This is a genomic window from Coleofasciculus sp. FACHB-1120 (genome assembly GCF_014698845.1).
Lineage (GTDB): Bacteria > Cyanobacteriota > Cyanobacteriia > Cyanobacteriales > FACHB-T130 > FACHB-T130.
This window is the reverse complement of record NZ_JACJTV010000008.1, coordinates 76,598-98,258: the sequence shown is the minus strand read 5'-3', so window position 1 is coordinate 98,258 and position 21,661 is coordinate 76,598. Positions and strand designations below refer to the sequence as shown.

Annotated in this window: 16 protein-coding genes; 13 read left to right on the top strand and 3 right to left on the bottom strand. The window is 46.8% G+C overall.

Going from position 1 to position 21,661, the window contains the following annotated elements; translation table 11 throughout:
- Positions 1-32 precede the first annotated feature (32 nt).
- From rimI to H6H02_RS27080, 6 genes are all read left to right on the top strand, one after another.
- Positions 33-689, top strand: a complete 657-nt coding sequence (rimI, locus tag H6H02_RS10330; RefSeq protein ID WP_347342599.1) for a ribosomal protein S18-alanine N-acetyltransferase — start codon at positions 33-35, stop codon at positions 687-689.
- 272 nt (positions 690-961) lie between these two features.
- The gene (locus H6H02_RS10325) at positions 962-3,442 is read left to right on the top strand and encodes an ATP-dependent Clp protease ATP-binding subunit (protein ID WP_190817243.1); all 2,481 of its coding nucleotides are present in this window, start codon (positions 962-964) and stop codon (positions 3,440-3,442) included.
- Between the two features lie 336 nt (positions 3,443-3,778).
- Positions 3,779-4,585 (top strand): MOSC N-terminal beta barrel domain-containing protein, encoded by an 807-nt coding sequence (locus H6H02_RS10320; RefSeq protein WP_190817241.1) that lies wholly within the window; start codon positions 3,779-3,781, stop codon positions 4,583-4,585.
- A gap of 31 nt (positions 4,586-4,616) precedes the next feature.
- A complete protein-coding gene (locus H6H02_RS10315) occupies positions 4,617-4,913 on the top strand; it encodes a DUF3288 family protein (RefSeq protein WP_190817239.1) in 297 nt (98 codons plus the stop codon).
- Between the two features lie 181 nt (positions 4,914-5,094).
- Complete coding sequence (locus H6H02_RS27085; protein WP_242040655.1) at positions 5,095-5,517, top strand: HAD-IIB family hydrolase; 423 nt, start codon at positions 5,095-5,097, stop codon at positions 5,515-5,517.
- Positions 5,490-5,801 carry an HAD-IIB family hydrolase gene (locus H6H02_RS27080; protein ID WP_242040654.1) on the top strand — a complete coding sequence of 104 codons (312 nt, stop codon included), beginning with the start codon at positions 5,490-5,492 and terminating at the stop codon, positions 5,799-5,801. Before H6H02_RS27085 ends, H6H02_RS27080 begins: the two co-directional genes overlap by 28 nt.
- 67 nt (positions 5,802-5,868) lie before the next feature.
- On the opposite strand, the gene H6H02_RS10305 is transcribed toward H6H02_RS27080, so the two are convergent.
- The 3 genes from H6H02_RS10305 to H6H02_RS10295 all read right to left on the bottom strand — a co-directional run bounded on the left by H6H02_RS10305 (position 5,869) and on the right by H6H02_RS10295 (position 10,598).
- On the bottom strand, positions 5,869-6,534 hold the full coding sequence (locus tag H6H02_RS10305; protein WP_190817237.1) for a hypothetical protein: 666 nt from the start codon (positions 6,532-6,534) through the stop codon (positions 5,869-5,871).
- Between the two features lie 232 nt (positions 6,535-6,766).
- Positions 6,767-6,952: a hypothetical protein gene (locus H6H02_RS10300; protein WP_190817235.1), complete on the bottom strand. Its 186-nt coding sequence runs from the start codon at positions 6,950-6,952 to the stop codon at positions 6,767-6,769.
- Between the two features lie 40 nt (positions 6,953-6,992).
- Positions 6,993-10,598 carry a GAF domain-containing protein gene (locus tag H6H02_RS10295; protein WP_190817233.1) on the bottom strand — a complete coding sequence of 1,202 codons (3,606 nt, stop codon included), beginning with the start codon at positions 10,596-10,598 and terminating at the stop codon, positions 6,993-6,995.
- A gap of 625 nt (positions 10,599-11,223) precedes the next feature.
- On the opposite strand from H6H02_RS10295, the gene H6H02_RS10290 reads away from it, so the two are divergent.
- The 7 genes from H6H02_RS10290 to H6H02_RS10260 all read left to right on the top strand — a co-directional run bounded on the left by H6H02_RS10290 (position 11,224) and on the right by H6H02_RS10260 (position 21,416).
- Complete coding sequence (locus tag H6H02_RS10290; protein ID WP_190817231.1) at positions 11,224-11,634, top strand: GFA family protein; 411 nt, start codon at positions 11,224-11,226, stop codon at positions 11,632-11,634.
- Positions 11,635-12,593: 959 nt separating this feature from the next.
- Entirely contained in the window at positions 12,594-14,951 is a 2,358-nt protein-coding gene (locus H6H02_RS27075) for a CHASE2 domain-containing serine/threonine-protein kinase (protein ID WP_347342598.1), read from the top strand.
- 36 nt (positions 14,952-14,987) lie between these two features.
- Entirely contained in the window at positions 14,988-15,149 is a 162-nt protein-coding gene (locus H6H02_RS10280; protein ID WP_190817229.1) for a hypothetical protein, read from the top strand.
- Between the two features lie 19 nt (positions 15,150-15,168).
- On the top strand, positions 15,169-16,290 hold the full coding sequence (gene bchI, locus H6H02_RS10275) for a magnesium chelatase ATPase subunit I (protein ID WP_190817396.1): 1,122 nt from the start codon (positions 15,169-15,171) through the stop codon (positions 16,288-16,290).
- A gap of 170 nt (positions 16,291-16,460) precedes the next feature.
- Positions 16,461-17,243, top strand: a complete 783-nt coding sequence (locus H6H02_RS10270; RefSeq protein ID WP_190817226.1) for an ABC transporter ATP-binding protein — start codon at positions 16,461-16,463, stop codon at positions 17,241-17,243.
- Positions 17,244-17,331: 88 nt separating this feature from the next.
- A complete protein-coding gene (locus H6H02_RS10265) occupies positions 17,332-18,753 on the top strand; it encodes an MlaD family protein (protein WP_190817224.1) in 1,422 nt (473 codons plus the stop codon).
- 623 nt (positions 18,754-19,376) lie between these two features.
- Positions 19,377-21,416 carry a serine/threonine-protein kinase gene (locus H6H02_RS10260; protein WP_190817222.1) on the top strand — a complete coding sequence of 680 codons (2,040 nt, stop codon included), beginning with the start codon at positions 19,377-19,379 and terminating at the stop codon, positions 21,414-21,416.
- The last annotated feature ends 245 nt before the right edge of the window (positions 21,417-21,661 follow it).

The following is a 21,661-nucleotide window of genomic DNA, read 5'->3' as shown; positions in this document are numbered from 1 at the left end:
GCGTCTTGTTTTTCAGTCTACAATTGAAAACTGTGACTTTTTTGCAACTTCAGCCGCTGACAGCGGAGCAGCTCTTGGCGGTAGTGGAACTAGATCAACTGTGTTTTGGTCAACTCTGGACTCTAGACGGTTACAAGCGAGAATTAGAAAGCCCCAATAGTGACTTGCTGGTTATAGAAGAAGTGAACGGCAAGGAGCAAAAGGTAATTGGTTCCACTCAGTACGTGGGGGAATCCATCCCGACTGTATTGAGTACGGAAGGAAGTACGCAAGGAGACCCGCCTCTAGAGGGAGCGCTCGTGGGCATCGGATGTCTCTGGGCAATCTTAGAAGAGGCACACATTACGATTTTGGGAGTGCATCCCAACTATCGGGGTCAGGGTTTGGGGCAGGCACTGCTCTATGCCCTACTCAAAAAAGCTTGGGAACGCCGGTTGGAGTGGGCAACGCTGGAGGTGAGAGCATCAAATCGACCTGCCCAGTCTCTCTATGAAAAATTTGGGTTTCAGGAAGTTGGTAGGCGTCGGCGCTATTACAAAGATACTGGCGAAGATGCTTTGATTTTGTGGCGTAGTGGTCTTCAAGCCCCCGAATTTCCGCAAACCTTAAGCGACTGGCATTCCTCAATTCGCGATCGCTTTCGTTACTCTCATCGGCAGTTCTTAGAAGCCGATGAAGTTCAAGGATAGAAGGTTGACGGTTATAAGGTTCAGTTATAAGGTTGTAGGGGACATTGTGGTTCAACTGGCGCTTTTTGCCAATGTGTAAATTTACTCACTTTTTTGCTCCGTCAATTTTCTAACTTTAGATAGTAGCGAGATGTAGCAATCGCTGGTTTCTACTAACAAAGTTAGAAAAATCTTGCGGGATAGATTTCATCTATCTTCAATGTGACAGCCGGATAAAAACCCTATGCTAGAATCACCATTACAGGCACGCAGCAGGGGAAACTAAATCCGCCATGTTTGAACGCTTCACAGAAAAAGCCATTAAGGTAATCATGCTGGCCCAGGAAGAAGCTCGTCGCCTGGGACACAACTTCGTCGGTACGGAGCAGATCCTCCTGGGTCTAATTGGAGAAGGAACCGGCGTCGCCGCCAAAGTCCTGAAATCTATGGGCGTCAACCTCAAGGATGCTCGGATTGAGGTGGAAAAAATTATCGGTCGCGGTTCTGGCTTTGTGGCGGTAGAAATTCCATTCACCCCCAGAGCCAAGCGCGTCCTGGAGTTATCGCTAGAAGAAGCTCGCCAACTAGGGCATAACTACATCGGGACGGAACACCTGCTACTGGGTCTGATCCGAGAAGGAGAAGGGGTTGCCGCCAGAGTGTTGGAAAACCTAGGGGTTGACCTCACAAAAGTGCGGACGCAAGTAATTAGAATGCTGGGAGAGACGGCAGAAGTCTCTGCGGGGCAAAGTAGCGGGCGCACCAAGACCCCGACATTAGATGAGTTTGGCTCTAACCTGACCCAGATGGCATCAGAAGGCAAACTCGATCCAGTCGTCGGTCGGGCAAAAGAAATTGAACGGGTAATCCAGATTCTGGGACGCCGCACGAAGAACAACCCAGTGCTGATTGGGGAACCCGGAGTTGGAAAGACCGCGATCGCTGAAGGGTTGGCGAGTCGCATCGCAAACAACGACGTACCCGACATCCTGGAAGAAAAGCGCGTAGTCACGTTGGATATTGGCTTGCTGGTAGCGGGCACCAAATACCGGGGTGAATTTGAAGAGCGCTTAAAGAAAATTATGGATGAAATCCGCAGCGCCGGAAATGTCATCCTAGTAATCGACGAAGTTCACACCCTAATTGGTGCAGGTGCCGCAGAAGGTGCCATCGACGCGGCAAACATCCTGAAACCCGCCTTGGCGAGAGGTGAATTGCAGTGCATCGGTGCAACCACGCTAGATGAGTACCGCAAGCACATCGAACGGGATGCCGCCCTAGAGCGTAGATTCCAGCCGGTGATGGTGGGTGAGCCGACGGTTGCCGAAACGATTGAGATTTTATATGGATTGCGCGAACGCTACGAGCAACACCACAAACTGAAAATCTCCGATACAGCCGTAGAAGCTGCTGCCAAGCTTTCAGATCGTTATATTTCCGACCGCTACTTGCCGGATAAAGCAATTGACCTGATTGATGAAGCCGGAAGCCGCGTGCGTCTGCTCAACTCTCAGTTGCCCCCCGCAGCGAAAGAATTGGATAAAGAACTGCGTCAGGTTCTCAAAGATAAGGATGATGCAGTCCGGAGTCAAGACTTCGACCGGGCCGGAGAATTGCGCGATCGCGAAATGGAAATCAAAGCCGAAATTCGCGCGATCGCTCAAAGCAAAAAGACCGAGTCAGACAAACGTGATGATGTTTCCCCCGTCGTCACCGAAGAAGACATTGCCCACATTGTCGCCTCTTGGACTGGGGTGCCGGTGAACAAGCTCACCGAATCCGAATCCGAGAAGCTGCTGCACATGGAAGACACGCTGCACAATCGGCTTATCGGTCAAGAAGAAGCCGTCAAAGCAGTTTCCAGAGCCATTCGTCGGGCACGGGTTGGCTTAAAGAATCCCAACCGACCGATTGCTAGCTTTGTCTTCTCAGGGCCGACGGGCGTAGGTAAGACGGAACTCGCAAAGTCTCTGGCTGCTTACTTCTTCGGTTCGGAAGAAGCGATGATTCGCTTGGATATGTCCGAATACATGGAGCGCCACACCGTTTCCAAGCTGATTGGTTCGCCTCCAGGGTACGTCGGTTACAACGAAGGCGGTCAGCTCACCGAAGCAGTGCGTCGTCGTCCTTACACCGTAGTGCTATTCGACGAAATCGAAAAAGCCCATCCGGATGTATTCAATATGCTCCTGCAAATCTTGGAAGACGGTCGCCTGACCGATGCCAAGGGACGCACAGTAGACTTCAAGAACACGCTGTTGATTCTTACCTCCAACATCGGTTCTAAGGTAATTGAGAAAGGTGGAACCGGGCTTGGCTTCTTCGACACCCAAGAGAACGAAGCAGAGGCACAATACACCCGCATTCGCTCTCTGGTGAACGAGGAACTCAAACAATACTTCCGCCCAGAGTTCTTGAACCGTCTTGACGAGATCATCGTCTTCCGTCAATTGACGAGAGACGAGGTGAAGGAAATTGCCGACATCATGCTAACAGAGGTGATCGGACGGTTGAGCGAACAGGGAATCGTCTTAGAAGTCACGGAACGCTTCAAGGATCGTCTCGTGGAAGAAGGATACAACCCCAGCTACGGTGCCCGTCCGCTACGTCGTGCCATTATGCGCCTGTTAGAGGACAGCTTAGCTGAAGAAATCCTCAGCGGTCGCGTCTCAGATGGAGACACAGCGATTGTGGATGTCGATGAAACCACCAAAGAAGTGAAAGTGCTGCAAGGTCAGAAGCGAGAATTGCTTCCCCAAGCGGCTGAAAGTTAAAGATTAAGAATTAAAAATGAATTTGTCCACAATTCATTTTTAATTTTTAGTGTTATACGGTAGAGAAGCGATAGTTTCTCTACCGTTTTTGTATTCAGGGGGTACTTGATTAGAGCCTTGCCTCCTTTCAAGGAAGATGAAAAATGAACAATAGGCTTCTTGCAAAAATAGCGAAATTTTATTTTTAACCAGAAATGAGCTTAGATGTAGCAGCGAAGCAGCTTCCCGTTCCTTGAAGGGTAGAGGGCGCAGATAAATGTTTAATAAAAGGAAAAAGTCTATTGGAAAAAATTCGTCTATTTTTAAGCAAGCATTTTTAATTTTTAATTGATTACCGTGTCTTACCTTGCCCGCATTCTGGTTTATCCAATCAAATCTCTCGATGGTGTTTCCGTTACCAAGGCAACCATCCTCAAAAGTGGTGCATTACAGTATGACCGAGAGTTTGCCATCTGTGACGCTCAAGGTCGATTCGTGAATGGCAAGCGAAACCCTAAAGTTCACTTACTTCGGACTTCCTTTGACATTGATACCGATACTGAGAAGATTACTCGTGTCTGTTTAGAAGTCCAAGGAACAGAACAAACTCAAATTTTTCACATCGATCGGGAACGGGCTGAACTAGAAGCTTGGTTGAGTGACTATTTCGACTTTCCCGTAAAACTCTGCCAGAACTTAGTATCAGGCTTTCCAGATGATACCAATGCTTCCGGACCAACCGTTATCAGTACTGCCACACTGGACACGGTTGCCTCCTGGTTTCCTCCCTTAACAGGGGATGAAATGCGGCGACGCCTGCGGACGAATCTGGAAATTGAGAGCGTCCCTGCATTTTGGGAAGATCGGCTATTTGCGACCCAAGAGGATGTGGTAACGTTTCAGGTGCGAGGTGTGCAGATAAATGGGGTCAATCCCTGTCAGCGTTGTGTGGTGCCGACACGAGATTCTCTGAGAGGTGAAGTTTACCCTAACTTTCAAAAAATATTTGTCCAAGCGAGGAAAGAAACTTTGCCAAGTTGGGTAGATTCATCCCGATTCAATCATTTTTACCGACTCTCAGTAAACACGCGCATCCCTGAATCGGAAGCCGGTAAAATTTTACAGGTGGGAGACGAAGTGGAAATTCAAACACTCAAACCTTAAAAAACACTGAACCTTAAAAATTAGAGATTATATGGCAGAGACCGGAAACAAAGACCAACAGCATCCCCTCCACGGACGCGATCGCCAACTCGTTAACAGCCTCTTAACTGGGGAAATTAATGATTTGAATCTGGCGGAACTCGCCCGTCTACGCATTCGCTATCGGGGCTTTCCAGGCGCAAGAGATATTCAAAAAGACCTGGATACAATTCTCCGCCAGTGGAACTTGACAGAAAATGCACTCTTTGAAAAAACTCGTCAGATTCATGCCACGAGTGTTGTCTATAAGAGTCGCAGCAAGCGGCAAGATGAAGAAGATTGGAATTAGTGAATTTCTAGAGCAAACTTCGTTTGGATGCAGTATTTTTTAACTCCAATTTTGCTCCTCACTGAAAAACTAGTAGATTCTACCCATAAGTCTCAGCATCCTGTAGAGCAGAAGCCTTTGGACGAGGGAGCTGATAGAGAATTACGTATAGATATGCTTCCCAAATTTTAAAAACAATTTGATGCGCTACCTTGCACTCGCCACTGATTATGATGGAACCTTGGCTTCAGACGGTCGCGTAAATGAGGATACTTTAGAAGCGCTGGAACGTTTGAGCGCTTCCGGTCGGAAATTAATTTTAGTCACCGGACGAGAACTGGACGATCTCCTCCATGTCTTCCCTCAAATTGACCGATTTGACCGAGTCGTGGCAGAGAATGGAGCGTTGCTGTATCAACCTGCCACCCGTGAGGAAAAGCGACTTGGCGATCGCCCAGCAGAGGCGTTTATCAAAATGTTACGCGATAGCGAAGCGCTGACTTGTCAGTTCGCGGTGTTAATCCCCTCTCCGTCGGACGAGTCATCGTTGCCACCTGGCATCCCTACGAAACTACCGTCATCGAAGCGATCCGCGACTTGGGACTGGATCTGCAAGTCATCTTGAACAAAGATGCCGTTATGGTAATGCCTTCAGGGATTAATAAAGCCTCTGGGTTAAGCGTGGCATTGAGCGAATTGGGATTATCGCCGCACAATACCGTAGGCGTAGGCGATGCCGAGAACGATCGCGCCTTGCTGAACCTGTGCGAGTGCGGAGTTGCTGTCGCCAACGCCCTGCCCATGCTCAAAGAAGTTGCCGATTTTGTCACTAAGGGCGATCGCGGTGCCGGAGTAATCGAATTGATTGACCAGATGCTGGCTTCGGATTTGTCCGAATTTTCACCCTAGCGGCGATCGCACAACATTCTGCTTGATAGCTGAGAAGAGGTCAAGATTTGTCTACCTGTCGTAGTGTCTACCTATCGTAGTCGATGGAGTCATTTCGCCTACCTTCTAGCTGCGGGGGCAGAAACTCAGAACGCCGTCTATGGGATAGGGTTGGCGGGGGAGTTTGGATTGGGTGAACCACCTGCACTGTCCGGGGAGGACGCTGCTGCTGTGACAGCAAAGCAAAAGCTGCTGCCAGCACAACCCCACTAATGACCGTGAGAACCATGCCTCCCACAGCCCAAAGGATGCCGGTCAGCATGGGATTTAGGGGCTGTTGCTGTTGCTGTTGCGGTTGAAGTGGAGGCAACTCTTGCATGGGGTTGACCGGCGGAGGATAGACATTTGCTTTTGCCTGCGTGGTCAGAGCCTCAATCACCATCTGCTGATTCCGCAGTTGGGCTTTCACCTGCTCGGTTTCACTTTGTTGCTGTTCCAGCCGATCCTTTAGCCTTTGAGTGTCGTTCTGCTGCTGTAAGCAATAGGAAGACGTATCCGGTGAGGCACCAGTTGCCATCGGAGGCGGAGGCGGTAGCTGCTGCATCGTGCCATAGGGTTGTCCTGACTGAGGTGGCGAGGGCAGGTAAGTCGGCAGGTTGGCTTGACCGGGATTCCCTCCACTTCTAAGCAAGACGAAAGCTGCAATTCCGGCGAAGGCAGCCCCGGCCAGAAATGCTGTACTCTTTTCACTCATCGTTCTTGCTTTTCAAGGGTAACTGAACCACAAATAGTCGCAACTGATGCACTCCGAAACTCATAACTTAACACCCTACTCAAATCAGGTTAACTTAGCAACTAAATTAGCAACTGAATTAGATGGGGTAGGGAGGCGTTTGTTACGACCTCTTATATGCTCTTACATTCAAAACCACATCATGTCAGTTGTCCAGCTAAAAAAAATTGTAGAGATTTAAGAAGCTACGAATTCACATCCGTCCTTGATAGCCGTTCTCGCTCTCGCGGGCAATACGCTGGGATACTTCAACTGAGAACCTCATCCCCAAACTCTCTAGACGAACGAGCGGGAAGAATATTGAACCCTTTTCCACGAACAGGGTGGGGTTAAACCGGGGCGCATCCAAACACGAATCGCTATATTTTCCACGCTGCACGCATGGGATCTCTTCATGTTTCCCTTTGTGCTGGGTAAAGTCAAGCATAGGCAAAATTAATCGGGAACTCTACGATAAAGCCGGTTTGACCCGACCCACTCTCAACCCAAATTTCGCCTCCCAAATGCTCTGTTAGTTTCTTTACCAGTGCCAGCCCTAAGCCAGTTCCACCCTGCTTCCAGGGGTCAGCATTGGGAACGCGGTAAAATTTATCAAAAATGCGGGTTAGCTCGCTCTGGGGAATTTCAGCACCGGAATTCTTGACACTCAATTGGAGCGTTCCTGCTTTTGCTTCGGCGGTAAGAGCAATCTTTTCTCCGGGGGGTGTGTATTTACAAGCATTGTTGAGCAACTCCGCGAGGATGCGTTCCAAACTAGATGAATCGGAGACGAATTCAGGTAATGGGGAGGGGATGTCAACCTGCAAGAGTTGTTGGCGGTTTTGGGCACGCTCTTGAAAAGGTTTTACAATCTGGGGCAACCAGGTATGAAGTTCGATTACGTTTAAATCCAAGGGTCGTGTCCCTGCCTCTAGGCGTTGCAAATCCAGCAGATCGTTAATTAAGTCAGTTTCACGTTTGCATTCCTTCTGCAATATCTGCAAGTAGAGACTAACTTTGCTGACCTCTGTCGGGGGTTTTGCGATTTTGGCATCTAAGATCCCCTCTCGCTTTAGGGTGATTTCCAACATCTGAGTTGCCATTTTCATGTTGGATACGGGCGAACGTAATTCGTGAGAAACGGTACTGAGAAATTCATCTTTGAGCCGATTGAGTTTTTCTAGTTCCTGCACTTGTGCCAGGGATGCTTGATAAAATCGGGCTTGACGAATTGCGATCGCGCATTGATTCGCGACTTGTTGCACCAGCCGGATCTCTAGCTTTTTGAAGGTGTAGTCTGGGCGGTGGAATAACCACAGATCCCCCAGCACTCCCTGATCGTCCAATATCGGACAAGCCAACATTGCCACCTTACTTCGGACAAAGTCGGGACTGATTGAACAAGATTGGAAACATTTACCTTGCCGCAGAGGAGCATAAATTTCTGGGAAGGCTGTCATTTCCATCAACCGACCCTGAGAGGAAGGCATTGAGGTGGTGTACTCGTAGGAAATTGTGGCAGTTTCTTGCTCCAAGTTGTAGAGGGAAGCATGACAGCTGCCCATATTAAATGAAAGCGCTAACTCCCGAACGGCTACCTGTAAAATCTGGCGTTCGTCGAGACTATCGCGGACTTTGTCGGTGATGCGTTTTAGAACCGCTTCAAAGCCAAGCGCTTTTTGCAGTTGGGTTGTCCGTTGTTGCACTTGGCGTTCTAAATTGGCATTCAGCTGCTGCACCTGCTTAAACAGGACGGATTGTCCAATAGCGATCGCAAGTTGAGCCGCGAAGGCAGACACCAGCTCCACCTCTGAGTCTTGCCAGTAGCGAGGACGACCTTCCATTGACAGCGTTAAGCTTCCCCAGAGGTTCCCTTGAAAGTGGAGCGGCACCAACAACCAAGCACCCGGATTAGCCTCTGCGAGAGGCTTATTCACCTCATCTTCGATAGTCTGAGTATCGGGAATAGAAACCACTTGAAACTGCTTGAGTTGCCTTCCCAACAAATTGTCTACATCTGGAATTTCCATCCCTAGACCGCTCAACAAACTAGGAGATTGATGGTACTCTCCTACATTCAGCCAGACTTGCCGTTGCGGAAGATATTCCAGGATAGAAACATGGTCGATATGCAAAAGTTGACCGATTTCCGCTGCTGCTGTGGCAAAAATTACCTCTAATTCTAGAGAGCTACGAATTGCACAAGTAAACCGATTCAGCGCTTGCTCGCGCTGAGCTTGCTGTTGCATTTGGTTGTACAGTTCGGCTTGCTGAATTGCGATCGCTACCTGGGTTGCCAAGGAACAAAGCAAATCAATTTCTAGTTGCTGCCACTGTCGGGGTTGCGAACAATTATGGGCAATTAACAGTCCCCACAATTCCTCTCCCTGGAGAATCGGCACGATCAAGCTGGCTCTAATTTGAAGCCGATGTAGTAAATCGATGTGACACTGACTCAACTCGGCTGTATAAATATCTTCTATGGCTTTAGTGCGACCCTGTTTATAGAGCTGGACATAGCTTTCCTGAAAGCAAGGATCTTGGATTGTGGTTCCTAGGAGCGGAGTCCAACCATTAGCAACTGACTCCACTGCTACGACGCCACTCCAGTCTGGCTGAAAGCGGAAAACGATCACTCGGTCGGAGGCGAGAAATTGCCGGACTTCAGACACCGTCGTGTTGAGAATCTCCTCCAGATTTAAAGACTGACGGATGCGTTCTAGCATCGCCCTCAGCAGCCGCTCCCGCTCAGTTTGCTGCCTCAGTGACTCTTCAGCGGCTTTGCGATCGCGAATGTCGCGCACAATGACTAAAACTTCATTTTCTCCGGTGACAACGAGCCGCGCCTCGTAATCTTGCAAAGTACCATTTTTGGGTAGCTGATACTCGAAGATTTGGATTTCGTTCGTAGAAAGTGCTTGCTCCACATGGTATCTGGCTGTCTCAGCGACCTCTATGGGCAAAACCTCGTCTATCTTTTTACCTATAAATTCCTGAGCAGGTAAGAATGTATCAAAGTCTCTTGCCGCTTTGAAGTCTAAATAAGTGCCATCTTTGCTAATTCGGAAGATTAAATCCGGAATGGCAGTTAAAAGAGCGCGAATGTTCGCTTCGCTTTTGCGTAGTGCCTCTTCTGCCTGTTTTCGCTCAGTAATATCCGTCTGAATCCCCACAAAACCGATTAAAGTCCCTTGGGGATTTCCTATTGGGGAAAGATAAAGTTCATTCCAGAAAAGGGTGCCATCTTTGCGATAGTTTCGTAAGGTGACATAACATTCTCTAGCCTCGCTAATTGCCACTCGTAGCTCATCGAGTTCTGGCTGAGCAGTTTCAGAACCCTGCAAGAAGCGGCAGTTTTGCCCTACAGCTTCCTCAGCAGAGTAGCCTGTTAAACGCTCAAAACTTGGATTGACATAAATAATTGGATTATCTGGTTGATTGGAGTCGGTAATGACAATGCTATTGCAGCAATCACGGAGAACCTGCTCCAATAAATGTAGGCGTTCCTGTGCCCGTTTCCGCTCAGTTATATCATTGCAAACCAAGACGACAGCTACATTCGTATTAACTCTTTGTACAATGCTCGCACTAACATTTGCCCAGAAAATGCTGCCGTCCTTACAGATGGCTTGCCACTCCCAATGAGTAACGAAAGCGTTCGATTCGGTTGTTGAATTAAAATCAAAATCTTCTTGAGTTGCTTGTTGCAAAAACTGAGTAAACTCTGCTTTTAACCTTTCTTCGTCGTCAGGCGCAAAAGTGCTAAAAATTGTTTTTCCAATCAACTCTGGGACGCTATAACCGAGACGGGCAGCGCCAAACTGATTGACTCCAAGAACAACTCCTAGCGCATCTAACGTAAAATGGATACAGGGAGTATTTTCGTAGAGTGTTCGATATGCCTCTAGTTCCGCCCTGGTTCTACCCAGTTCTTCTTCAAGGTGGCGACGTTCTACATCTGCATCTGAGATAGGTTGTTGCAACTTTCCAGAAGCATCTTTATCTTGTAAATAATCATGCTTAATTGACTGGTTATTTTCGTCCATTTTTGTAATCTCTTACCCCTTTTTCCTCCTAGAGGATAGAGGAGTCAATATGTTTTTTTATCAAGAAACCAATTCAACTAGCTAGGTGGCAAATTGCTTAATTAAGCCTAAAATACCTCATTGATTCTCTAAATTTTAAACTTCCATAATAATTAACTCAATCGCTTGGTTTATAGAAAATTGGTATTTATGGTAAATATTGGAGTAAGCAATTATAATCGCTTATGCCAACTCGGAAAAAACAGGACTTACGCACTAAAAAGCTAAAACTTAGATCCCTCAATTCCCCTTAAAGACGCGAAACCCGGAAAAGTCACCCTTTTAAATAGGGATTTAGGGGGATCTCGGTGGAGGTTTTAAAGTAATTGCTCCTCTCCTTTAGAAGTTCACAACTAAGCTGTAAAATTGTTCTTTGTTTATACTAAACAATATTTAGTCTTTTTTTGTAAAGTAACATATATTTATATTTAATTTATTATCATTGAAGAGCGCTTATAAAAGTATTGAGCCGTACTTTTATCTGCACGTTAACCATTGTTTGCAAAAGAAGTGCGAGAAAATAGCCATTCGCAATAGACTAGGAACTGGAAATAAATTAGAATCTGCTAACTGCGAATGACTTAATATGAGCGCACAAACAGAAGAACCAATTATCTACGAAGGTGGCTGCCACTGTGGAGCAGTCCGCTTTCAGGTCATTGTTGACGAGCATAAGGTGGATGATTGCAACTGCTCCATCTGTAGGAAGAAGGGCTTTTTACATCTCATTGTGCCGTCCGAACGTTTCACCTTACTAAATGGTGCAGATTTATTGACAACCTACACCTTCAATACGGGTGTTGCTAAGCACACCTTCTGCCGTATTTGCGGGATTCATCCATTTTACCGTCCCCGTTCCCATCCCGATTCAATTGATGTAAACGTGCGTTGTCTTGATGGGGATGTGGCGTCTCGTTTTCGCATTGTTCCGTTTGATGGGGTTAATTGGGAACAAAATGTACACCTGATTCGCTCTGAAACCTCGGACACAGATTAATAAATTTCCTCGTTCAGCTCATAACACCTTTTTTAAGAAGCGCGAGTCGATACTTGAGCAGCTATCGCTTCTTGGCTGATTTTAGGAAAATAATCCTGACTTCAGAAAAATTAACCCCTAAATCTTTGGGTAGAGCGCAAGCTTTGGGCTGAAATCAAGAAGGAATTAAGGATCGTTAATTTAATTTTGTTGCATCAAGATAAAACCAAATAGGTAAAAAAAGACAAAAATATTGTTTTATAAAAAACTTTTATACTTTCGGCGGCTATGTTTTTAATTATTAATAATATTTCAAAATAAATGAATTGTAAAGGCAAAATCGTTAAGGATTTAGCATTAAAAGAAGGTGAGAAGAAAGATAAAGATAGAGTAATGTTAACAAGGAATCTAAATTAGAGATCAAAAAATAATTATTATCACTGGTAAGGCAGCAAGTTATTACTATAAAAATGTTTTTTTTAGAGGAAAAAGATGAAGCTATTTTTATTCGTCCCTATTCCCAAACTTACCTCCTCTCGCCTCGTAGTCTCAATTGTTCAGGAATCTGCCAACCCCAAAACTAGCTACGAGTGTAGATCCAGTAAAATTGTTAGAAAAATAACCACCTAAGAGAGTTACAGCCAAGACTTAATTATGGTAAAGAAGAGCTAGAGCGACAAAGGACTAAAGCAAAATAATAGATCGATCGAAACGGCAGAATCATACTCACAGTTAGTTACGAATATTAGAATGCAAATAGGGAGAGGCATTTATTCGCAAAAGCCGTGCAGGCTTTTAGTGGCAGACGCGGGCTGTTGCCGGACAGCAGGGCTAGGGTGACTTGGCAAATTTGTAACTGCAAATTTGTACACTGTAAGCATTCTCATACCTCGTAGCGATCGCTCCTTACGAGCGATACATTTTAACCATTCCAACCTTTTCTAATTAAGCTTCTTACGTTCTAACCTGACAACGTTCCTGTGATAGATCGGCTTTCAAAAGGGAATTTTCATACCGTGCGATCGCACCTAAGACGCACTGCTACCTTCATTTTGGGACAACCAGCCCTTGTGGTCAGTGTGGTGGTCTCCCTCTTAGTGCTGGGAGTCCGGCAACAAGGTCTGCTAGAAACGCTGGAACTGGGTGCTTATGACCAGATGATCCGGTTACGACCAGCCGAAAAGCCAGATCCCCGCATCTTGGTCGTCGCTGTCACCGAAGCAGACATCCAAACCTACAAGCAATACCCGTTGTCTGATGAACGAATGCATCAGATGCTGACAAAACTGCTGGCAAACGAACCGCGTGTCATTGGATTAGATATCTTTCGTGATTTGCCCGTACAGCCTGGTCATGCAGAATTGGCGGCTCTGATGCGAAAGGATAGTCGCATCATTCCCGTGTGTAAAGTTAAAGACTCCGAAAGTCCTGGGAATGCTGCACCCCCAAGCGTCTCAGAGAGTCGGGTTGGCTTCAGCGACGTTAAGGTTGACCGTGATGGCGTTCTGCGGCGGGCTTTGTTATTTCTTTCTCCCTCTGCACACGAACCCTGCCCCAACCCCAATTCCTTAGGCTTCCAGCTCGTACAACGTTACTTAGAAAAAGAAGGAATCGTTGCTCCAGAAACCGCAGAGCATCTGAGCTGGAAAAACACTGTCTTCAAACCTCTAGAGGCTAACGATGGAGGATATCAAGGCATGGATGCGCGGGGGTACCAAATTATTCTCAATTACCGCTCTGCCAACCGCCCTTCCAATCAGATAACGATGAGTCAAGTCATCAACGGTCAGTTTGACCCTAGCTGGGTAAAAGACCGCATCGTTCTCATCGGCGTTACTGCTTCCAGCATTGATGACGCTTTCTATACTCCCTATAGCGGCTCACAGAAGGGAAATCGGAAAATGCCTGGGGTTGTCACTCATGCCCAGCTGGTGAGCCAGATGCTCAGTGCTGTCCTGGATGGGCGTCGTTTATTTTGGTTCTGGTCGGATTGGGGAGAAGCTTTGTGGGTGCTGGGTTGGTCTGTAACTGGCGGATTGATGGCTTTGCGGCTGCGGCATCCAGGGCATTTATTATTGGGACAGGTAGCGGCGCTGGGTGTCTTGTTTGGGACGTGTTGGGTGCTGTTTACCCAAGCGGGATGGGTGCCAGTGGTTCCCTCTGCGATCGCGTTGGTGGGGACGGCTGCTGGTGTCGTGGCTTATAGCGCTCACCAAGCCGAACAAAATCAGAAAAAAATTGTGCTTCTGGTTCAGGAACAGCAAATCAACCTGGCACAGATGCAAGCACTTCTCCAACAGAAAAATCAGGAACCAAAGATTGAGGAAGAAGCAGAGGTAGCAACAGCGATCGCGCCTTCATCCGTAACGGTTCTGCCCAATCGCGATAATTATGATGATGATAATGATGAGACTCAGCCGTGGCAGCCTGGACTAGAGGTAATTACAGAACCTGAGCGGATAGAGCGTCCGCCATTAATAGATTCCTCTCCCATAAAGCATAACGACTCCCTAAGCCCGTCTCTATTGATGGGACGCTACAAGATCCTTCGGCCTCTGGCTTCGGGCGGGTTTGGTCATACGTATCTGGCAGAAGATACCAAGCGACCGGGTAAGCCCCTGTGTGCGGTTAAGCATTTAATGCCTGCGCTTCGGGATGAAAAATTCTTAAAATTGGCGAATCGGCTATTTTTTACGGAAGCCGCCATTCTAGAAAGTTTGGGGCACCATTCTCAGATTCCGCAGTTACTTGCCTATTTTGAAGAAAACAAAGAATTCTATTTAGTCGAAGAATTTATTAAAGGTCATCCGCTCACGGACGAACTGTTGATAGATAAGCGCCTACCGGAAGCGCAAGTGGTGGAAATCTTGTGCGGGGTTCTGGAAATTCTGGTATTTATCCATGAAAACCAAGTCATCCACCGGGATATTAAGCCGAGTAATATTATTCGCCGCGAAAAAGACGGTCGCTTAGTTTTAATTGACTTTGGTGCTGTAAAACAGATTCAACCCCAAGAAGAGAACGACCAGGAAAACCGCACGATTGCCATTGGTACCCGTGGTTACACTCCGGCTGAGCAATATGACGGCCACCCTAGGTTCAGCAGTGATATCTATGCTTTGGGCATGATTGGGGTCGAGGCAGTAACGGGGATACCTCCCAGCAAGCTGGAAACTGACCGGAACACCGGCAACATCAATTGGCGCGAATTTGCCTCAGTTAGAGACGAATTTGCCGAGATTTTGGATAAAATGGTGCGCTTTCACTTTGTGACTCGTTACCAGTCGGTTACAGAGGTGCTAAATGATTTGAAACAGCTTCCCACCCCTCCCATGTAAAAATCCGAGTGCTGGGGAGTTGGCAGGGTTCAGAAAATGTTTTGGCTAGAGATTTACCGAAAAGAAGCGATCGCGCAGGAAATGAACCCATACCGTTCGGTACTGTTCGGTAAAATTCTGAATTCACGCATCCTCAATGGATTCGGAATTTTCGGTTCGGATGAAGCGAAAAGTGGCACAATGAAAGGCGGTGAATAATAAGATGGGTAACAATTCTGTGAGTCCGACAGCCTCAGCGTCCCCTACGGCACGCCGTGTCGTTTTTCCTTTCACTGCTATCGTGGGTCAGGAAGAGATGAAACTGGCCTTGCTGCTGAATGTGATTGACCCCTACATTGGCGGCGTGATGATTATGGGCGATCGCGGAACGGGCAAATCCACCACGATCCGGGCTTTGGCTGACCTGTTGCCAGAAATCGAAGTCGTGGCTGATGACCCGTTTAATAGTCATCCCAGCGATCCCGATTTGATGAGCGACAGCGTGCGCGATCGCGTGGCGAAACAGGAAGAAATTCCCATCGCCCAGAAAAAAGTCACAATGGTTGACCTGCCGCTTGGTGCGACAGAAGACCGCGTCTGCGGCACTATCGACATTGAAAAAGCTTTATCTCAAGGAGTTAGAGCCTTTGAACCCGGACTCCTCGCCAAAGCTAACCGGGGGATTCTCTATGTGGATGAAGTCAACCTACTTGACGACCACCTAGTCGATGTACTACTTGACTCAGCGGCAAGTGGCTGGAACACCGTCGAACGGGAAGGAATTTCCATCCGTCACCCGGCGAGATTTGTTCTCGTTGGTTCCGGCAACCCGGAAGAAGGCGAACTGCGACCTCAACTGCTCGACCGCTTTGGAATGCACGCAGAAATTCGCACAGTGAAGGAACCGGCGCTGCGAGTGGAAATTGTGGAGCAACGGGCTGAGTTTGACCAAAATCCCCCGAAGTTTCTGGAAAAATATCTTCCTCAGCAACAAGCATTGCAACAAAAGCTCGTCAGCGCTCAGGAACGCCTGATCTCAGTGACGATGGACTATGACTTGCGGGTAAAAATCTCGGAAGTTTGCTCGGAATTGGATGTAGACGGCTTGCGGGGCGATATGGTGATCAACCGAGCCGCTCGCGCGATCGCTGCCCTAGAAGGACGCACTGAAGTCACCGTAGACGATATCCGCCGCGTCATCACTCTGTGTCTGCGTCACCGGCTCCGCAAAGACCCCTTGGAGTCGATTGATTCCGGCTACAAGGTGGAAAAAGTGTTTGGTCGCGTCTTTGGACTGGAAGCGTCCTCAGCAGACACCAACGCAGCTTCAGCCAATGGAGTTCGTCAGAGCGTTCGGTAATCAGGCATGAGAGTGTGTTGAGTGTTGAATGATTAGAGAGTTTTTTGATTCAATGCCCATAAATTTAAAACAAAAACTTTTAATTTATGGGCGTTGAATTTTGAGTTATAAAAGAGTTCTTTAATTCAAAACTCAAAACTCAAAACTTTTTACCAATCCCCAATCTCCCTATGCCAGAGCCACTCATCGAACTCAAGGGAATTTGTAAATCCTTTGGCAACAATGTCATCTTAGATGGGGTCAATCTGACAATTTATCAGAACGATGCGCTGGCAATTATTGGCCCCTCCGGGACTGGTAAATCGACGATTTTGCGGATTATTGCCGGACTTTTAGCTCCTGATGCCGGTGAAGTTTATATTCTGGGAAAACGGCGTCGCGGCTTAATTGAAGATGCCGAAGATCCCCTGGGAATTGGGATGGTGTTCCAACAAGCGGCTTTATTCGATTCGCTGACGGTGGAAGAGAATGTCGGCTTTCTGCTGTTTCAGCGTTCTAAACTGTCGCGTCGGCGGATACGAGAATTGGTGGAGGAAAAGCTAGAGATGGTTGGGTTGCCGGGAGTCAGCGATCGCTACCCCTCGCAATTGTCGGGTGGAATGCGGAAACGGGTGAGCTTCGCCCGTGCGATTATGTCCAATCCAGACCATCCCCAAGACAACCCAGAAGTTTTACTCTATGATGAACCTACCGCTGGTCTTGACCCCATTGCTTCGACAGTCATTGAGGATTTAGTTCGTCAGTTGCAGCAAATCCCTGGCGGTTGTAGCAGTTATGTCATGGTGACGCACCAAGAAAGTACCATTCGCCGCACTGCTAACCGCGTGGTATTTCTCTATCAGGGACAAGTACAGTGGGAAGGTGCCGTTAGCGAGATTGATACTACCGACAATCCTATCGTTCAACAATTTTTTAGTGGGAGTGTGACTGGCCCAATTCACGTCATCGGCTAAAATCAATTAAAAATTAAAAATTAAGAAAGGCAGAATTAAAAATGCTTGCATTTTTAATTCTTAATTGTTAATGGTATGAGGAAAACAGATGCGATCGCGAACGGTTCGAGAAGGCTCCGTCGGTTTGTTAATCCTGCTGTCCCTTTTCTTATTTGGGGGTCTGATTTTGTGGATACGCGGGCTGAACCCCGGTAGCCGTAGCTACACAGTCGTGGCGGAATTTGCCAATGCTGGCGGGATGCAAGCTGGCGCACCCGTCCGCTATCGCGGCGTCAATGTTGGGAAAATTACCGCCATCAATCCAAGCTCGAATGGCGTCGATGTGGTAATGCAAATTTCACCGGCTGACTTACTAATTCCGCGTGATGTCGTTGTTGAAGCCAATCAATCCGGTCTGCTCAGCGAAACCTCAATTGATATTACTCCCCTGAAGCCCTTCCAGCCAGACGCTAAGGTGGCGAATCCGCTCGATCCGCAATGCCAGTCTAGCTTGATTGTTTGTGACGAGGATCGTGTGCAAGGTCAAATTGGGGTCAGTTTTGATGAACTGCTTCGCAGCACTACCCGCATCGCCAATCTCTACAGTGACCCCACATTCTTTGCTAACCTCAACTCAGTTGCTAAAAATACTAGCGTCGCCGCCGTTGGGGTATCTCAACTTACCCGCGAACTCACGGGTTTAAGTCGCTCAGTGCAACAAGAAATTAAAACCTTCTCAGTCGCAGCCAATTCAGTGACGAGTGCTGCCAATCAAACTACCAATCAAGTTGGTTTGGCAGCAAACCAAATTTCTAAAACCGCGAATCAATATAGCGTGACTGCCACCCAGCTCAATCAGCTTGTTGATAATCTGAATGGTCTAGTTGTCGCCAACCGCACGACTCTTGTCAGTACCTTGAACAACTTTAGCCAAGCTAGCGAACAGTTGCGCCTGAGTGCGAGTAACCTAAATGGACAAGTCACCCAGTTTGGAGGTGGACAACTGCGGCGGAACTTAGAACTCCTGTCTGCAAATGCGGCGCAAGCGTCCCTTAATGCAGCGCAGGCATCGGCTAACTTTCGCGATCTTTCCACCGCTCTTAACAGTCCAACCAATTTGGTTGTGTTGCAACAAACCTTAGACTCAGCGCGGATGACGTTTGAAAATGCTCAGAAAATTACATCTGACCTGGATGATTTGACAGGGGACGAAGCTTTCCGCAACAATTTACGAAATTTGGTGAATGGACTCAGCAATCTAGTGTCTTCAACAGAAGACCTACAGCAGCAGGTTCAAGTGGCTCAGGCTCTAGAACCCGTATCAGCAGCAGTCAATCAAAAAACCGGAATTGGAACACAGCAGAATAATTCTTTGCTCCCCCCTTCATCGCCTTCCTTGGCACCCATTGCCGCAAAGAAGGCGTTGCAATTAAAGTCTGTACAGCGCCAACCCATCGGAAAGGCTTTACCCTCCGCTTACTGGGGTGAAGAATCTATTCAGCCCTTGGCTGACTCTGAGAATAAGAATTAGCAAACCTCTGTTCCAGGCTCTCTCCTTCTCTCTCGGAGAGAGGCTTTAAATGATTTTCCCTGCCTTACAAGGAAATGCATTACCTAACCTTAATTGAAGGCTATTTGACTCTAAGTTAGGCTCGGTGCTTAGTTCAATTGAAGGCTATTTAGTTTAAGCATTGTCGCAAGAATAGACAATTTTAAGATATATCATTAAATCGATAATCTTAACTATATAAGATAAGTTCGGAGAGAGTCTAATTCAATTCAAGATAATATATTCGTAGTTTTTAAATACCTTAAAACCGACAACAACAGACTTCTTTTGTATCCATAAAATAGAATAAAGTATAATTTCAAACCAATAGGACTGATAGGGATATCTTCCTAAATGCCTAATAAATTGGGGACTTTTCCGGTTTGCTTCAATTTATCAGGCGGCTAGGAGGGATCTAGGTTTCAAGCTTTCACTGTGAAAGTCCTGACTAAATTTTGGGGGATAGGCTTGCCCATCCCGTCTTTTTTTGTCGCCAGCTAAAATCCTTGCTCTATAACAACTATCGGACTTGCATCCTCTAGCAATAGGTGGATAATTAAAAATTCCCAACATATATTAGGGATATGACAATTCTGTAGCTATCTATGAGCTACTGCATCAATCCCAGCTGCCCTAAACCTAACGATCCAGCCAACGCCAACAACCGTATCTGCCGCAATTGTGGCTCAGAGTTGCTGGTACAAGGTCGCTATCAGGTCATGCGCCTATTGAGTGACAACAGCGGCTTCGGCAATATTTATGAAGCCTACGAGGGTGCAACGCCCAAAATCCTGAAGATCCTCAAAAAAGATCACAACACGAATGCCAGAGTCGTCGAGCTATTTCAGCAAGAAGCCATTGTATTAAGTCAGCTGAATCATCCCGGTATCCCCAAAGTTGAGCCAGATGGATACTTCCAGTTTTATCCCAGAAACAGCCGAGAGCCAGTTTATGGCATCATCATGGAGAAAATTGATGGGCCTAACTTAAAAGAGTGGATGCAACAACAGGGCGATCGCCCTCTCGATCAGCAGCTAGCTCTTGACTGGTTAAAACAGCTCGCTGAGATTTTACATCTTGTCCACCAAAAAAACTATTTCCATCGAGACATTAAACCCGCAAATATCATGATGCGCTCCACAGGGCATCTGGTCTTGATTGACTTTGGCACTGCCAGGGAGATGACCTATACTTACCTTGCCGAAGTCGGTGGTGCAGGCAGTGTCACAAGGATTAGTTCCGCTGGCTATACGCCTCCAGAGCAAGAAAAGGGTCATGCCGTACCCCAATCAGATTTTTATGCATTAGGGCGTAGTTTTGTTTATTTATTGACTGGCAAACAAGCAACGGATCGCGCAATTTATGAACCTTTAACGGATAAATTTAATTGGCGCAACCATGCACCGGGTATTTCACCTTTATTGGCAGATTTTATTGATAAACTGATGGCTCCTACCGCCGGAGCGCGGCACAAAAATACTCAAGAAATTTTAGATGACCTCGCTAAAATTTCACAATCTTTATCTCGACATAAATCTTCCCCTAACTTTAGTCTGATCGGTATCGGGTCAGTTGTTGGTATACTTCCCCCTTGGAAACCTTCATTAGCTCCAACGATCATTGTTGGTAAGAAAAATAAAAATAGATGGTTGGTGGGGGGAGCTGTTACTTGCTTGGTCGGATTAGGAGGATATGGAATTTGGAAACTATCTTACCAAGACGCGCCCAAAGTCATCGCTTATGAAAATCTTTCGGGAGTTAAAACGCTTCATGGGCATGAAAGCCAGGTAAATTCTCTAGCGATTAGCCCGGATGGGCAAATTTTAGCCAGTAGTAGTGCCGATAAAACAATTAGAATTTGGAAGAAGTCTACAGCCAAAGAGATTCGCGTCATAAAAGGGCATGACAGCTACGTGAATTCTCTAGCGATTAGCCCAGAGGGAAATACATTAATAAGTGGCAGCGCCGATAAAACAATTAAAGTTTTAAATATCTCCACTGGTCAAGAAATTCGTAGATTAAAAGGACATTCTGACCCTATTAATTCTGTTGCGATTAGCTTTGATTGGAAGACTCTAGCCAGCGGGAGCGCCGATAAAACGATTAAAATCTGGAATATTTATACAGGTAAAGAAATCCGCACGCTTCAGGGTCATTCTCAACCTATTAATTCCGTTGCAATTAGCCCAGATGGGACGATTTTAGCCAGTGGCAGCGCCGATAAAACGATTAAAATTTGGGATATTTCTACGGGCAAAGAAATCCGTACGCTTCAGGGTCATTCTCAACCTGTTAATTCCGTTGCGATTAGCCCGGATGGGCAGATTTTAGCCAGTGCTAGTGCCGATAAAACAGTTAAAATCTGGGATTTAAACATTGGGAAAGAAATTCACACCCTCACCGGGCATTCTAACTATGTGAATTCGGTTGCAATTAGCTCAGATGGACAAACTTTAGTGAGTGGCAGTGCGGACAAAACAATTAGAATTTGGAATCTTTCAACGGGTGAAGAAATTCGCACGCTTACCGGGCATTCTAGCTGGGTTAAATGTATTGTGATTAGCCCGGATGGGCAGACAATTGCTACTGGCAGTGGTGACAGTACTATCAAAATTTGGCGGGTGCCGCTCACAAATACTCGATAACAAATGCTCGATCACTAAGGCGGTTGCGTACTGGGTGGCGGCGGCTCTTAGAGGTTAATCGGCTGCGCTTGTGCAATCAATACGGTTAGGTTAGTCAAAAGATGCCAGAATCGTCACTGTGTAGAGATAAGGGCGATCGCGTCTCTAAAATCTATGGTAATCTTCAATTTTTTCGAGAAGCCTGAACAATGAAGAATGATTAACCGTGCTATTCGATAAGTTGACTGGTGCTGACCTACTGCTCT

Bases quoted from the DNA above. Each gene is read 5' to 3' on its own strand.
- H6H02_RS10325 (WP_190817243.1), top strand. From the start codon at position 962: ATGTTTGAACGCTTCACAGAAAAAGCCATTAAGGTAATCATGCTGGCC.
- H6H02_RS10315 (WP_190817239.1), top strand. From the start codon at position 4,617: ATGGCAGAGACCGGAAACAAAGACCAACAGCATCCCCTCCACGGACGC.
- H6H02_RS27085 (WP_242040655.1), top strand. From the start codon at position 5,095: ATGCGCTACCTTGCACTCGCCACTGATTATGATGGAACCTTGGCTTCA.
- H6H02_RS10305 (WP_190817237.1), bottom strand. From the start codon at position 6,534: ATGAGTGAAAAGAGTACAGCATTTCTGGCCGGGGCTGCCTTCGCCGGA.
- H6H02_RS10295 (WP_190817233.1), bottom strand. From the start codon at position 10,598: ATGGACGAAAATAACCAGTCAATTAAGCATGATTATTTACAAGATAAA.
- H6H02_RS10290 (WP_190817231.1), top strand. From the start codon at position 11,224: ATGAGCGCACAAACAGAAGAACCAATTATCTACGAAGGTGGCTGCCAC.
- H6H02_RS10280 (WP_190817229.1), top strand. From the start codon at position 14,988: ATGTTTTGGCTAGAGATTTACCGAAAAGAAGCGATCGCGCAGGAAATG.
- H6H02_RS10270 (WP_190817226.1), top strand. From the start codon at position 16,461: ATGCCAGAGCCACTCATCGAACTCAAGGGAATTTGTAAATCCTTTGGC.
- H6H02_RS10265 (WP_190817224.1), top strand. From the start codon at position 17,332: ATGCGATCGCGAACGGTTCGAGAAGGCTCCGTCGGTTTGTTAATCCTG.
- H6H02_RS10260 (WP_190817222.1), top strand. From the start codon at position 19,377: ATGAGCTACTGCATCAATCCCAGCTGCCCTAAACCTAACGATCCAGCC.